Here is a 14,374-nt window from a genome sequence, read left to right as displayed (position 1 = left end):
GCCGACCCTGGCAGCCTGATCGTCCCGGCCCAAGCCGGTGATCGTGGTGGTCCTCACCGAGCTACACCACGCCCAGGCACACGACCGACGGAACGCGCGAGTCTCGCTCAACGAGGCTTGGTATCAGTTGTCTGCGGCGCGACGCGTATGCGCTTCGATCTTATGCCGAGAGGCCGGTGGTCGAATCGAACAGGAAATCGTCGGCGGCTGGGATCGTCACGGAGAGGCCCGAACCGTAGGCGGCTTTCGACAGGCGCCAAGGGCGTTCTACCTGGGCGCGGATGGCTTCCGAAGGGCGCAGCCGGCGAAAGGCCCCTTCCTCCGGAACCTCCTCGATGATGAGAAAGCCGTAGACCTGGAGGCGGGCGGCGATGAGCTTGGTCTCACGATCACCGGCCGCGACAGGCAGGGTACCGCTGGCATAGACCGCATCCATGAGCGCCCGCTGATCGACTCGACGTGCAGCGAGGGAAGGCGAGACGATGGGAGCTTGAGCCTGGGGCTGGGACCGGCCCGGACGCCGGAAGGGAACCACGTTGTCCGTCGCCGTCTGAACGCTACGCATACACCGCTACCCTTACAAACCACTCGCGGAAACCAGCAAACATGGCTGCTCGCCCGACAATGGCTAGGTTTCGACGAGTCGGATTAATGGGCGGTTTACGTTAAGCCTTCGACGTGTCTCAAAACCGTCCCCAGGCCGGGGTCCTTCCCGCGCGGAGAGCACAGGGCGGATGGCGACGCAGGATCCGACGGAAGCCCGGGCACGACGCAAAGGAACGGAGATATCTCTGAAGCGAGCCTGCCGTCGGCTCAGCCACAGCGTGATCGCTTCGGCTATACAAACGGCCGTGCAATAGAGGAATGATGTCTACGCCGTGAATCGAATCGTTCGGAGTGTATAAAATTCCGTCAACCTCGAACTGTATATCGAAGATCTTCTCAGAAGTTTGAATATTTCGGCGACATCGCCGTTCTATTTCGGACGCACAGGGAGATTCGAAGTCCGAGTACGATCCGTGGGGCATGGCAGAAATCATGGTTCCATCGTCTCGGTCTCTTCCCCCCCGCCATGAATCCTGGCGGAACTCCGTCTGGCCAGCATGCGTCATCGTCGGTCATCTGCAGGAGATTCCGGCTTGGTCTTTGCCGTCCCGACATCCGTTTTCGATCCCACCCGTTGCCATCTCGGCGAGGGACCGAGCTACGATCCGTTGGACGATATGGCTTGGTGGGTGGATATTCTGGAGCGGCGCCTCTTCTCGCGCCCTCTGTCGCAGGTCGGCGGGTCAGCACGGAGCCATGTCCTGCCGTTCATGGCGAGCCATGTCGCAGCGATCGATCCGGGCCGGCACCTGCTCTCGGCAGAGGACGGGCTCTACGTCAGGAATCTCGGTGATGGGAGCCTCCGCCTTCATTGCCCACTCGAGGCAAACGACGCGGGAACCCGCTCGAATGATGGGCGCGTCCATCCCTCGGGCACCCTCTGGGTCGGGACGATGGCATACGACGCGGAGGAGGGAAGGGGAGCGATCTACCATGTCTGCGGCGCTACGGTGACCCGTCTCTACGGTGGGATCACCATCCCCAACGGCATCTGCTTCTCGCCTGACGGCACCATTGGCTATTTCGTCGATACCGCGGAGGGCGTGCTGCGGCGCGTCTCCGTCGATGCCGCCACGGGTCTGCCGGCTGGAGAACCACGGACGCTTTACGATCATCGTGGAGGGGAGGGTGGCATCGATGGGGCCGTCGTGGATATCGACGGTCTGATCTGGACGGCACGCTTCGGCGCAGCCTGTCTCGACGCCTATAGTCCAGCGGGCGAGCGCGTCCGAACCGTACCTGTCCCAGCGCGCCAGCCGACCTGTCCCACCTTCGCGGGACGCGATCTCGACCGCCTGCTGGTGACGACGGCCTTCGAGGGCATGGATGCCGAGCAGCGCGAGGCCGACCCGGAGCACGGACGCACGCTCCTCGTCGATGTCGGAGCCCGGGGCGTACTGGAACCGGCTTTCCGCCTGACGGACTGAGCCGACGACGATCCACATTCCAAGGCCGCGCCGAGGCAGGCCTGAAGACGCGAACTCCATGCCCGGATCCGGTGACCGTCCCTGCCAGCCGAGCATTGGCACGAGCTGGATGCGGGACTTTGGGAGCCGCGCAAGCCGAAACAGCGCTATCTTCACGCCAGCCATCATGAATTGGGCCGCCCTCCACTGAGCGATCCGCCTGTTCGGCGAGAAGCCGGGCTGGTGCCAGGAGCGCAACCGGATTGTGTCTTGCGTAAGCGGCGAGGCCGTCCACCGCGACGGCTTTTATACGCAACTTATCGGGAGTGAAGATGTCGACGCCAGCTCTGTTCATCGCGCCGATGGTCGGATTTCCCGCCGACGAGGCTCATATTCTTCCACACGATCGACGTCGTCATCGAACGGTCGGTCACCAAGCGCTCGTCTACCGCTGCAAGGACGATGACGGATTACCCGACCGCGAGGGCAATTTCCTAATTTGTGCCTTCTGACTGGTTGATGCGTTTCTCTGGCTAGGGCGAACGGAGGCGCCCCGCGCCCCAGTCATCGCTGACACCCATTATACCAAGTCTCAGTGAGCCCGGCGGACGACCGAAGACGCGCAGGTAAGTCTCAATGAGTCACACTCATCGAGACTTGATATTAGCGTGCCCTACCGCAGCGATTGCCGTCCGCTCAACGGAATCGAGGGAGCGGCCGAATTGGTGCTCTCCTTGTAGATCGGTACGATCAGCCTCAGCCAGCCACGCGTCTCACGACCTCCGTAGTTGCGCTCGACCACATCCTGCGTGACGTAGGCCTGGATGTTCACCGGCCCGAAATTGTAGCCGACGAGACCGCCGACAGCGATCTGGCCCTGACGGCGATATCCGGGAAAGCGGGTGGGCAAGTCCGAGGAGGCGAAGGCCACGGGGCCGGCCTCCCATTTGCCGAACTTCTTGGTCGCGGTGAGATCGAGGTTGAGATAATCTGGATAGACAATGCCTTGGGCGGTCACCGGATCTACGAAGATTCCGTAGAGCAGGTTGGCGGTCAGGTTGAAGCCGTCGCCGGTGTAGCTCGCAGCGAAACGGTGGCTCAGCGAGGCATTCTGCGTGAGGAAACCGGTCTCGATCGGCAGGTAACCACCGAAGAGGTAGCTCACGCCGAAATCGTTGCCGAGTTTCCATGCGAACTGAGCGGCGAGCAGGGGCTGGCCGATGCCGCTCTGGTAGGGCGTGCCGCGTGGACTCGATGCGACGACCGGCTGAATCGCGGCCAAGTTGAGCCGAGCGCCGACTATCTCCCACGGTGTCGCCCACAAGAAGGTGGGCAGGTTGATGTTCGACTCGGAATCGAGGGGCCGGGTATCACGGACGCCGAAACTCGACGTGTTGACGAAGTAGAGTCCGACGGGAAGCTGCGCACCCACAGGAAGGCCGACCGTTTGACCCGGCTGCGCGGCAGATCCGGCATTGGCCGGCTTCAGAGGTATCGTCGTCAGGCTGAGGCCGACGCAGAGAGTGAGGCCGAACGTGCATGTCGCGTGGCGGAAACCGTAAATCATCCAGTGCCTCTTTGAAGGGCCGCGACAGGGAAAATGCCACGATTGAGCAAGCTCTCCTTCATCGACGTACCAGCTCTGGATCTCATTCCCTCGTATCAGCATCGTAACGATGGCTGTCACCGAAAGGCGACAGCCATATACCACGCGCATTAACCATGAGCTCGATCAGAAATAAATCGGACTTTGCTTATTTTAAAACAATCTTCCCGTTATTTGTGTTCTCGGCGCGAAGCGATTTTCCAACAATCCATCGAAATGATCGCATCCAGACTTACGGTATTCGTGTGCACCGATAGCGACGAGGCCTCACCATACGGATCAGGGCGTCGGTCTGGTGCCGGCGGGAGCCGGCAAGGCGGCCCGCTTCTCCGGATTTTTGAGTTGGCTGTATACGACGCTGGAAAAACTGCCGATGATCGCGTGCCAACCAGATTTGTCGTAGGCCGGATCGTTGCGGGCGGCTTGGCAGAACGCCGTCGTCAGCCCATTGACGATGTCGTCGTCCTTGGCTCCAGCCGCGCCTGCCTTCACCTTCGGAAGCAGGTCACCAACGACCGGGATGAAATTCTCCTGCGTCAGCCCCTTCAGGCTTTCTGCGCTGCCTGCATCGGCAATCGCCTTAGCGACTTCAGATTGCGCGATGTCCGCACAGGGCGCGGTTCCGGCGAGCATGGTCTGCGTTGCGGCGCGCGCGGTTCCGACGATGCCACGCTCTCGGATGACGGGCGCGTTGTTGCCCCAGGCGTTGCGCACATAGTCGGTGACGTCGGCCACCTCCTGGTCGGTCATGCCGGCGCCGACCGCAGGCATCGGCGCGTAGCCGTTCTGTGCGGACAGACCGCCGAGGATCACGCGGATCACCGTCTCCGGTCCTTCCGCCTGAACGGAAGTGTTGCCGGCCAGTGCCGGAATCGCGCCTTCCACCCCCTTGCCGTCGGGCTTGTGGCAGGATGAGCAGTAGCTGAGATAGGTCGCCGCGCCCGGCGCATCGGCCTGATTGAAGGCTTGGATGTCCTTGATCTTGTAGCTCTCCTTGGCCTTCTGCGTGCGCAGGTAGGCGACCATCGCCTTGAGATCGGCGTCGGTCATTTTGGAGAGCGATTCCTCGATCGTCTGTCGCATGGGGCCGGCGGCCACGCCGGGCCTGTTACCAGGGGCCGCGCCGGTCTTGAGATAGGTCACCACCTGATCGTCGGTCCAGGCTCCGATCCCGGTATGGTCGTCGGGGGTGATGTTGGGGGCGTACCAACCGTCGATCACACCACCGCCGAGCTTGCCGGCAAGGCCGCTGTTGCCGACGATCTTGTTGGCGTTGTGACACATGCCGCAATGGCCGAGCCCCTCCACCAGATAGCCGCCGCGGTTGACCTCGGCGCTGGCATTCGGGTCCGGCTTGAACTCACCCGCGGTGAAGAACGCGGTGCGCCACGTGATCAGGGCCGTGCGGATGTTGAAGGGAAAAGGGATCTCGGAGGGCTTGCGCGGTTCCTTGATCGGCTCCAGCGAGCGCAGGTAGGCGAAGATCGCATCCGAATCCTCACGCGTCACCTTGGTGTACCAAGCGAAGGGAAAGGCGGGGTAGAGATAGCTGCCCTCGTTGTCGATGCCTTCGTGCAGGGCGCGGTAGAAGTCGTCGGCGGTCCACTTGCCCAAGCCGGTCTCGTCGTCCGGCGTAAGGTTCGGGGTGCGAATCTTCCCGATCGGCGTGTTGAGCACGTAGTTGCCAGCGAACGGTTTCCCGCCAGGCGCCGAGTGGCACGCGACGCAATCTCCCGCGGTCGCCAAGTACTCGCCCCGCTTGATCTGCTCCGCATCCTGAGCCGACGCATAGTTTGCGGCCAGGATCAGACCGACCGAACCGAGGAGCAGGGCGGGAATGCGATGCATGATGCCGGTTCTCCGCACACGGGATCAGAGTGTAGAATTATATTGGCTATAAGAATGCCCGGGGAACGCGACGCTTTCGCTGCTTGTTCCGGGAATGGACACGTCCGGGTTGCGACGAATTGGCTCTCGGAGGCGAATGAACAGGTCGCCGAGATGAGCCAGCAGCGAGACGGCGAGGCAGCATGCGGTCGCGATCCACGGGGCACCCGTCAGGGCTGTACGGACGGCGAGCATGAGCGCAGCCCCGGACACGAGGGTGCACAGCAGGGGCCTGAGCGCCGCTCCGCGCCCGGTGTGGACATGCCAAGCCACAAGGCCGAGGGTCTCCAGGGCAACCAGCGCGAGGATCAGATCGATGATGCGACCGCTGGCGAACAGGTCGGCCATCATGCCCGGCCCCCGAGGATGGGAGAGGCTTGCCTGCGGCCGAACGGTCCGTTCAGCTTCACGATCGCTCGGTTGAGAAGAGTGGCGATGCTGACCCAGGTCAGGTAGGGGGCGAGGAGGAGCGCCGCCGCTCCCGAGACCCGGGCGGTCACCACGATCAGCGCCACGATCGAGAGCCAGAGCGCGATCACCTCGACATAGGCCCAGTCAGGCCGGCGCAGTCGGAAAAAGATGCCGCTCCAGGCGATGTTGAGGATGAGGTTGACGGCGTAGGCGCTCAGCAGGGCGCTACGCGCGGACGGGCTCGTATCCGCGTGCCAGGCCATGACACCGGAGATGGCGGTGAGGGTGAAGATCGTGGTCCAGACTGGACCGAAGGCCCAGTCCGGCGGCTTCCACGAGGGTCGCCGCAGGGAGTGATACCAAGGGCCGGTGGTGGTCAGGAGACCGCCGGCAAGGGCCGTGACGAGGGCCGCGCCGACCGCCACCAGGATCGGCCCCGATTCCATCGCGTCCGTCACGGCGAGACCCAGCGGAACAGATGGGCAAGATCCTTGAAGAAGATCCGGGCATGCGCAGCTGGTTTCGCCCGGACCAATTCCTTGTTCATGTACGAATCCCAGGTGAGCTGCTGGACGTCCTTGTCTCTACAGATCGAGACGAAGCGCTCGCGCAGGGCATCGTTGCGGTACCAGACCCACTGCATCATCCTGAGGATCAGGAAGACACGGCCGTGCAGACGCATGAAGCGCCGCCTCGCCTGGGCGAGAGCCGTCGCTTTACCGGTGGCCAGGAATGTGTCGGCTGCCTTCGCCGCGAGCCTGCCGCCGAGCATGGCGTAGTAGATGCCCTCTCCGGAGGCCGGGGCGACGATGCCGGCGGCATCTCCGGTGAGCAGCACGTCCCGGCCATTGTCCCACTTCTTCAGGGGTTTGAGCGGCAGCGGGGCGCCTTCGCGACGCACGGTCTCGCCTGCATCGAGGCCGGTGGAGGCACGCAGGGCGCGGATGGCACTGCGCAGGGAAAAGCCCTTGTGGGCGCTGCCGGTGCCGATGCTGATCGTGTCGCCGTGGGGAAAGACCCAGGCGTAGAAGTCGGGCGAGAGCTTGCCCTGGTAGTAGACGTCGCAGCGCGTGCCCTCGACGTCGCCGCTCCCATCTGCCGGCCGCCGAACGATCTCGTGATAGGCAAACACCTGCTTCATGGCGGCATGGCCGGGAATTTCCGCTCGGCCGACGACAGAACTCGCCCCATCCGCGCCGATCACCAGGCGAGTGCGGACCCGGTGCTCGGTCGCGCCAGAACGGTAATGCACGGTAGCTTGGCCGTCGCCATCGCGGACTATGTGGGTGAAGCTGCCGGCTCTGTGGTCGGCTCCGGCCAGAGCGGCGCGGTTACGCAGCCAAGGGTCGAAATGCTCGCGGTCGACCATGCCGACGAAACCGTCGCCGATGGGCATGTCCACGCGCTTATCGGCCGGCGAGACCATGCGTGCCGAGCGCACACGGGCGACGAGGAGTTCGTCGGGGATCGCGAAATCGCGGATCAGTCGTGGCGGAATCGCGCCGCCGCAGGGCTTGATCCGGCCCGGCTTGTCGAGGAGCAGCACGCGGCGCCCCATCCGCGCGAGATCGGTGGCTGCGGTGGCGCCCGCCGGGCCGCCCCCCACCACCACGACGTCGAAGATCTCCGGCTCCGGCATGGGTCTCACCTCAGCGATACGTGGGGTTGAAGCGCGGGTTGTTGCGGACGGGCGCCGCGACGCAAAAGCGTGGCGCTTGCGTGCTCGATCCTGAGAGCGAGGATGGCGCCCACCAGGAACAGCGCGGCCTCGGCCAAAAATACAGAGGCATAGGCGTGGACAGGTTCGTGGCTGACGAGGCGGGCGAGATCCACCGCCATGGTACCGAGGAACCCGCCGGCCCCGAAGGCGACGCCCTGCGCCGCCCCCCACACTCCCATCCGTGTCCCGCGCTCGGCTTCGCCACCAGCGCCGGCGAGTCCCATCATCGAGCCGATGGCGGCCACTGCGAACATGCCGTTGAACAGGCCGAGGGCGAAGACCGCGATGCGCAGAGGAAAGTCAGGACCGATGAGGCCTCCGCCAGCGATCGACGCCAGCGCCAGAGCCGAGCCGGCACAGCCGATGGCGGTCCACAGCTTGAGCGAGCCGAGATATGGGCCGCCTATCCCCATGGTGAGGCCGGCCACCGTAATCATGCCGGCGAGCACGCCGCCATGCTGGAGGCCCGAGAGCTTGGTGGTGACGCCCGGCGTCATCGCGAAGACGAGGCCGGCGAAGGGCTCGAGGATGAGTTCCTGCGCGCTGTAGGCCAGCATCGCCACGAAGATGAAGATGGTGAAACGGCGTGAGGCCGGCTCGTCCCAGACCCGGGCCAGCACTTCACGGAACGGCCGCTTCTCGGAAGTCTCCGAGGGGCCGGATGGAGATCGCGTCGGCTCGACGCCGCGAACCGCGAGCGCGGCCAGCGTGAAAGCCAGGAGCGAGACCGTCCCGGACACGGCCACCAGTCGGGCGCCGGAGAAAGGATCGAGGAAGTGTCCGGCGATCGGCGCGGTGATCGCAAAGCCCGCTATCATCATCACCCAGACGATGGTGGCCGCAGCGCCCCGGCGGCGCGCTTCGACACCGCCAGCCAGCAGCACGAGAAGGGAGGTGCCCGCGGCACCAGCCCCTATGCCGACGGTGAGGAAGGACAGGATCGCGAGAGCGATGCCGGCGGAGAGATGGGTCTCCATGAGCGCGGTGGCGGCCGCTGCGCCGAAACCGCCGAGGCAGAGCGCCGCCATGCCGCCGATGATCCAGGGCGTGCGCCGTCCGCCGATGTCAGAACCGTAGCCCCAGCGCGGTCGAAGGACCTGGACGGCGTAGTGGAGCGTGACGAGAGCGCCAGGAATCATCGCCGGCAACGCCAGTTCCACGACCATCACCCGGTTCAGCGTCGAGGTCATGAGGACGACGACCGAGCCGAGAGCGGTCTGGACGAGACCGAGACGGACGATGGCGAGCCAGCTTAAGGTCGATGCCATCATGCGGCTCCCTGAACGAGAGCGCGCAGGGCGAATGCCGCGACCAGCATGCCGAGCACATAGAGCGTGGTGCCGGTGCCATTGTACCAGGCGGCCCGTTCGCGAGGGCTCTTCAGCAGGCGGGACATCAGGAGAAGCTGTGCGACGAGCAGGGCCGCGATGCCGGCTGCGTGTCCGACGCAGTCCCAGAAGGACAAGAAAAGTATGACTATCAACTGGGGCAGGGTCATCACGAGGCAGGCGAGGCGTGCGGCCCTGTCGGTCCCGAGTTGGACCGGCAGGGAGCGCAAGCCCATGCGCTCATCTCCCTCCACCGACTTGAAGTCGTTGAGGGTCATGATGCCATGAGCACCGATGGAATAGAGAAAGGCGACGATGAGGATCCGGTGGTCGGGCAGCGCACCGGCCATTACAGCGGCGCCGGTGAACCAGGGCAGGCCTTCGTAGCAGAGTCCCACCGCCGCGTTGCCCCACCATCCATTCCGCTTCAATCTCAGCGGCGGCGCGCTGTAGATCCAGGCGAGGATCAGTCCGAACAGCGCAGCTCCGAGAATCCACGGCCCGAGCGCGGCGGCAACGGCGAGAGAAAGAACAGTCCAGGCGAGAGCGACGTAGAACCCCCAACGGCCGGGCATCCGTCCGGACGGGATCGGCCGATGCGGCTCGTTGATCGCGTCGACGTGCCGGTCGTACCAGTCGTTGACCGCTTGCGAGGTGGCGCAAACCAGGGGGCCGGCGAGTACGATGCCGGCAACGATGAGCGGCCAGCGCCCTTCGGCAGCCATACCGGAGGAGACCACGCCGCAGGCAAAGGCCCACATCGGCGCAAACCAAGTGATCGGCTTGAGAAGCTCGACCAGGGTGCTGGGGCTGGGGATGCCGACGGAAGCGGCGGGGGGGGTGGACGCCGACGTTGCCATGGCACCGAAGCTAGAGGGCGGCCCCATCGCGTGTCAATCTTGCTTGACACAATAAACGTCACAAAATTTTGACGACCTTAGTCGCAGGCTAGGCCGACAAATCAATCCTCGTCGGAGGCTTCAGCCCCGTCAAGATCGCCGATGCCGTAGCGGCGAAGCTTGGCATATAGGCCCTGCCGACTGAGGCCGAGCATCTCTGCGGCGGACGCGCGATTGTCCCGGGTTATCCGCAGCGCAGCCTCGATACAGAGGCGTTCGATCAGATCCGTCGATTCCCGCACCAGATTCTTCATTGAGACGCGGCCGACGAGCTCGGTCATCTGTTCGACGGAACGCGGCAATTCCCGCCCGCCCGGTGCAGCCGCGGCTCGGCGCGGGGTCGAGCGGATGGTGAAGCCGAGGCAGGGTTGCCCGTTGCCGGACACCGCGACCGCGGCGACCTCGACATCCTCTACCGAACCGTACTCGCCGCGAAGGCTCGTCGCAAAATGGCGCACGGAACCGTGCTGACCGAGGGTGGAGAAAAGTGCGGCTGCCTCAGTCTCCTCGCGGCCGAGCCAACGGTCGAGGGGCTCGCCACGCACCTGCTCTTCGGTAGCGAGTTGCACCAAGTCCAGAAAAGCGGCGTTGGCGGCGAGGATGCGACGGGACGGATCCGTGACGACGAAGCCTTCCGGAAGACTCTGGATCACGTCGAGGGCAGAGGTACCGGTACGATTCGGTCCTGCAGGATCCACAGGTCCGGAAGAGAGGCGTAAGAGAGCACTGGTGGCATTCTCCTGCCTGAACAGTGAGGCGGCGACACGTGTCTCGCCGCGACCGTTGCCGAGACGCGCGACGAGGTCGCCGGCTTGTCCGGTGATCCGCAAGCCAGCGAAAAGTGATTCGAGTTCGCGCGTGCTGCCGGCTTCGAACAGGTCGACAACATCCTGGCCGATGATGCGCTTCTCCGCCCGGCCAAGGAGACGCGCAGCGGCTGGGTTCACCTCGGTGACTCGACGTGTCGCAGCATCCACCACGAGCACAGGCTCGCCCGCGAGTTGGAACAACAGCCGGTAGCGGGTCTCGGCGCCACGCAGACGTAGATAGTCACGCTCCAGCGCCTGCTGAGTCTCCGCGAGCTTGCGCTGAAGCGCCGCCATCGCACGCAGATTGCGGCCGATGACGATGACTGGGCCGCCGGTCTCGAGCCGCAGGGCGGAATATCGCACGGGTAGGTCGATGCCGGTTGCGGAGGGATGGTTCACCTGCCGCCAGCGCGTTACCGCACCGGGTGCCGCATCACGCAGGAGTGCGGCTATCTTGGGTCTGCTCTCGACGGTGACGGTATCCACCCAGAGTTGGCCCAGCCAGGTCTCACAGCCTTCATCGGCAAAATCGGCATTGCCGAAGGCCGCGTCGCGGATGACTCCCTCAGCGTCGACCACCAGCGCGAGGTCCGTAGCGGCCGCGACGAGAAGACCGGCCGACTCTGCATCGAGTGGACCGAGAGCTTTGCGGAGCGCTGCGAAGGTTTCCGCCGCTGCGGGAAGTGCCAGACTGGTCAAGGATCACCACGATGTGACGACGTCAAGCCGGTCTTTCAGCAGGGTCTGGCCCGCGGATCAAGCAAGCTCTCGGCGATGGTTAAGGCAAGGCGTGCATCGCTCGCCGTCGCATCCGCGCCGACGAGTGCCGAATGATCGGGATTTTCCAGGAAGATCGGCCCGCCGACCATGACACGGACTGACGGATTGCGCGAGGCGCGCCGGAGCTCAGTCACTGTCCGAGTGAGAGCCGGCAAGAGAGTTTCGCATCCGAGAGACACTCCGATCACGTCGAACCAACCCGTGCTTGCGGTGCGGATCACATCGGAATGCGGCTCATGCGCTGCGCTCGTCACGTCCCATCCCGCATCGCGGAAGAAACGCTCGACGAGAGACAGGCCAAAGCTGTGTGTCTCGCCCGGGCAGGACATCAGGAAAATGCTGCGTCCATGCGGATCAGGCGCGGGCTCTGAGCGAAACCGGGCAGTGAGGTCGTGCATGATGCGCTGGAGACGGCCCATGGCGATGGTGAGTTCCGCGAAATCGCAGAGATCCTCTTCCCAAAGATGGCCGAGATGGCGGGCCGTCGGAGCGAGCAGGTCAAGGAGCAGGCTGTCGAGAGCGAGCCCGTCATCCACGAGGATCGCGATCCGGCTCTCGACATCCTCGCAATCCGGCGAAAGCACCAGGGTCGCGAATTCTGCAATCTGATCGGCATTTGGCAAGATACCGGGGCGCTCAGCACGACTATCCGCGCGATGGGCGAGCATCAGCCGTGGGATGATCTCGGCCTCGATCACACCGGCGAGATCGAGGTCCCAAGCGGCAACCCGAGGCTGGCGCGGGATCTCATGGTATATTGCACGTTCGCGCGCAACACGCCCGTCCCTCGACACCGGCTCCAGGATCGAAACCGTACGAAACTGCCAGACATCATCCATTGGGTCCTCCAATGATTTATGGCGGCTTCTTGATCCAGCTCGATCTTGACTGTCGAACCTGACGTCTTCGACTTCAAAAGCGTCGGACGCTGCTTGTGGTATACCAAGCGGGCCTTGATGATAACGATACGCTTCGTATGCGATTTGGCAATCCTCTGCCTCACATTATTATGCATCAAGACCGTAAATTTAAAATGACGTAAAGCTAGCTTGACACTCCTTGGGCTGGTTCCTAACCTTCATGAAACCCGCCGCCGACCGTGCGGGGCCAAGCCGGGATAGGGTGGAGCCGATGCCAGGAAGAGGGGGCCAGCCAAGACGACCTCTCTACTCGCCGGCCGAGAGGGCCAGGCGCGACGCCTCACGTTGGACCTTGGTCCAGGGCATCCTCGCTCCCTTACAGTTCATGGTTTTTCTGATCAGCCTCGGCCTCGTCCTGCGTACACTCGCGACGGGGGAGGGGGCACTCGCCGCCAACATCTCTATCGTTGCCAAGACCCTTGTCCTCTATGCGATTATGGTCACCGGCTCGATCTGGGAGAAGGACGTTTTCGGGCGCTACCTGTTCGCCCCGGCCTTTTACTGGGAAGACATGGTCAGCATGCTCGTTCTGGCCTTACACAGCGCCTATCTACTGGCGCTTGCCATCGGCATACTCGACACGACTGGCCTGATGCTACTGGCGCTGGCAGCCTACGCTTCCTACGCTGTCAACGCCGCGCAGTTTTTGTTGAAGCTGCGCGCCGCGCGACTCCAGGCTCAACCTCACCATGTCCTCTCACCGGAGGGCGCGCGATGAATGCCCACGCCCCGCTCGGCCCCTTCGATGCGAATTGCGGAGTCGAAATCCGCCAGGAGCGCGGTCAACGGGCGGTCTTCTGCGGACTGACCGGCATCGTCTGGCTTCATCGCAAGATCCAGGACGCCTTCTTCCTCGTGGTCGGCTCGCGCACCTGCGCGCATCTCATCCAGTCAGCGGCTGGGGTCATGATCTTCGCCGAGCCGCGCTTTGCCACCGCGATCATCGATGAGCGCGATCTCGCCGGCATCGCCGACATGAACGACGAACTCGACCGCGTTGTCGGACGCCTGATCGAGCGACGACCGGAAATCAGGCTCCTGTTCCTGGTCGGCTCGTGCCCTTCGGAGGTCATCAAACTCGACCTGTCCCGCGCGGCGCAGCGCCTGTCGCGGGAGCTGTCACCGGACGTCCGCGTACTGAGCTATTCTGGTAGCGGCATCGAGACCACCTTCACCCAGGGTGAAGATGCCTGCCTTGCTTCCCTCGTGCCGACCATGCCGAAAGCTGCGGCAGATGCAGAGCCCGAACTGCTCGTGGTCGGCGCCCTCGCCGACGTGGTCGAGGACCAGTTCGCTCGAATCTTTGCCGAAATGGGGATCGACCGAGTGCGGTTCCTCCCGGCTCGGAAGGCGGGCGAGATGCCCTCCGTGGGCTCGAACACCCGGATGCTCCTGGCGCAGCCGTTCCTCGCAGATACCGCACGAGCCCTGGAGGAGCGGGGTGCCCGGCGCATCGCCGCGCCGTTCCCGCTGGGAGCGGAAGGCACCACCGCATGGCTGAAGGCCGCGGCGGACGCGTTCGGCGTCGAGGCCCCGCGCTTCGAGGCCGCCACCGCGCCCGGATTGCGGCGCGCCGAACAGGCCTTATCGCCCTATCGCGCGATGCTGGGCGGCCGCCGGGTGTTCTTCTTCCCCGATTCGCAGCTTGAGATTCCGTTGGCACGTTTCCTGTCGCGCGAGATGGGAATGGACCTAGTGGAGGTCGGCACGCCCTACCTGCATCGCAGCCACCTTGCCGACGAACTCGCATGGCTCCCCCCGGGGACCCGCATCGTCGAGGGCCAGAGCCTCGACGAGCAGATGGACCGGTGCCGAGCGGCGAGCCCAGACCTCACGGTCTGCGGCCTCGGTCTCGCCAATCCTCTGGAGGCGGAGGGGCTGGCGACCAAGTGGTCGATCGAGCTGCTGTTCACCCCGATCCAGGGCTACGACCAAGCCGGCGACCTCGCCGAACTGTTCGCCAGGCCTCTCGTTCGTCGCACACGGCTGGAGGTCTGAAGGC

General features: G+C 64.3%; 14 protein-coding genes. 4 read left to right on the top strand and 10 right to left on the bottom strand.

Features of this window, described 5'->3' with window-relative positions:
• Positions 1-160 precede the first annotated feature (160 nt).
• On the bottom strand, positions 161-565 hold the full coding sequence (locus tag ACFQ4G_RS20110; RefSeq protein ID WP_238205781.1) for a hypothetical protein: 405 nt from the start codon (positions 563-565) through the stop codon (positions 161-163).
• A gap of 538 nt (positions 566-1,103) precedes the next feature.
• Between ACFQ4G_RS20110 and ACFQ4G_RS20105 the strand changes: the two genes are divergently transcribed.
• Positions 1,104-2,033, top strand: a complete 930-nt coding sequence (locus ACFQ4G_RS20105) for an SMP-30/gluconolactonase/LRE family protein (protein WP_379040940.1) — start codon at positions 1,104-1,106, stop codon at positions 2,031-2,033.
• A gap of 652 nt (positions 2,034-2,685) precedes the next feature.
• Here the strand turns inward: ACFQ4G_RS20105 and ACFQ4G_RS20100 are convergent.
• From ACFQ4G_RS20100 to ACFQ4G_RS20060, 9 genes are all read right to left on the bottom strand, one after another.
• A complete protein-coding gene (locus ACFQ4G_RS20100; RefSeq protein ID WP_238205779.1) occupies positions 2,686-3,579 on the bottom strand; it encodes a transporter in 894 nt (297 codons plus the stop codon).
• A gap of 318 nt (positions 3,580-3,897) precedes the next feature.
• The gene (locus ACFQ4G_RS20095) at positions 3,898-5,466 is read right to left on the bottom strand and encodes a c-type cytochrome (protein WP_238205777.1); all 1,569 of its coding nucleotides are present in this window, start codon (positions 5,464-5,466) and stop codon (positions 3,898-3,900) included.
• A gap of 24 nt (positions 5,467-5,490) precedes the next feature.
• Complete coding sequence (locus ACFQ4G_RS20090) at positions 5,491-5,856, bottom strand: hypothetical protein (RefSeq protein WP_238205775.1); 366 nt, start codon at positions 5,854-5,856, stop codon at positions 5,491-5,493.
• Positions 5,853-6,362 (bottom strand): TspO/MBR family protein, encoded by a 510-nt coding sequence (locus tag ACFQ4G_RS20085; protein WP_238205804.1) that lies wholly within the window; start codon positions 6,360-6,362, stop codon positions 5,853-5,855. The genes ACFQ4G_RS20090 and ACFQ4G_RS20085 overlap by 4 nt, the downstream gene beginning before the upstream one ends.
• Before the next feature lie 8 nt (positions 6,363-6,370).
• Entirely contained in the window at positions 6,371-7,555 is a 1,185-nt protein-coding gene (locus ACFQ4G_RS20080; protein ID WP_238205773.1) for a geranylgeranyl diphosphate reductase, read from the bottom strand.
• A gap of 5 nt (positions 7,556-7,560) precedes the next feature.
• Entirely contained in the window at positions 7,561-8,904 is a 1,344-nt protein-coding gene (locus ACFQ4G_RS20075; RefSeq protein WP_238205802.1) for a BCD family MFS transporter, read from the bottom strand.
• Positions 8,904-9,824 (bottom strand): chlorophyll synthase ChlG, encoded by a 921-nt coding sequence (gene chlG, locus ACFQ4G_RS20070; RefSeq protein ID WP_238205771.1) that lies wholly within the window; start codon positions 9,822-9,824, stop codon positions 8,904-8,906. Before chlG ends, ACFQ4G_RS20075 begins: the two co-directional genes overlap by 1 nt.
• Positions 9,825-9,925: 101 nt before the next feature.
• Positions 9,926-11,371 carry a transcriptional regulator PpsR gene (gene ppsR / locus ACFQ4G_RS20065; protein WP_238205769.1) on the bottom strand — a complete coding sequence of 482 codons (1,446 nt, stop codon included), beginning with the start codon at positions 11,369-11,371 and terminating at the stop codon, positions 9,926-9,928.
• Positions 11,372-11,406: 35 nt separating this feature from the next.
• Positions 11,407-11,871 (bottom strand): cobalamin B12-binding domain-containing protein, encoded by a 465-nt coding sequence (locus ACFQ4G_RS20060; RefSeq protein WP_238205767.1) that lies wholly within the window; start codon positions 11,869-11,871, stop codon positions 11,407-11,409.
• Here ACFQ4G_RS20060 and ACFQ4G_RS20055 point away from each other — a divergent pair.
• The 3 genes from ACFQ4G_RS20055 (at position 11,845) to ACFQ4G_RS20045 (ending at position 14,370) form a co-directional block, all read left to right on the top strand.
• Positions 11,845-12,306: a hypothetical protein gene (locus ACFQ4G_RS20055; RefSeq protein ID WP_238205766.1), complete on the top strand. Its 462-nt coding sequence runs from the start codon at positions 11,845-11,847 to the stop codon at positions 12,304-12,306. The two genes, ACFQ4G_RS20060 and ACFQ4G_RS20055, sit on opposite strands and share 27 nt — an antisense overlap.
• Before the next feature lie 277 nt (positions 12,307-12,583).
• Positions 12,584-13,090: a 2-vinyl bacteriochlorophyllide hydratase gene (gene bchF, locus ACFQ4G_RS20050; protein WP_238205800.1), complete on the top strand. Its 507-nt coding sequence runs from the start codon at positions 12,584-12,586 to the stop codon at positions 13,088-13,090.
• On the top strand, positions 13,087-14,370 hold the full coding sequence (locus tag ACFQ4G_RS20045) for a ferredoxin:protochlorophyllide reductase (ATP-dependent) subunit N (RefSeq protein WP_238205764.1): 1,284 nt from the start codon (positions 13,087-13,089) through the stop codon (positions 14,368-14,370). The genes bchF and ACFQ4G_RS20045 overlap by 4 nt, the downstream gene beginning before the upstream one ends.
• Positions 14,371-14,374 lie beyond the last annotated feature (4 nt).

Origin of the sequence: Methylobacterium marchantiae, from assembly GCF_042679825.1 — a bacterium.
GTDB classification, from domain to species: Bacteria; Pseudomonadota; Alphaproteobacteria; order Rhizobiales; family Beijerinckiaceae; genus Methylobacterium; species Methylobacterium marchantiae.
Note: the sequence above shows the minus strand (reverse complement) of the source record. Positions and strands in the feature narration are given on the sequence as shown.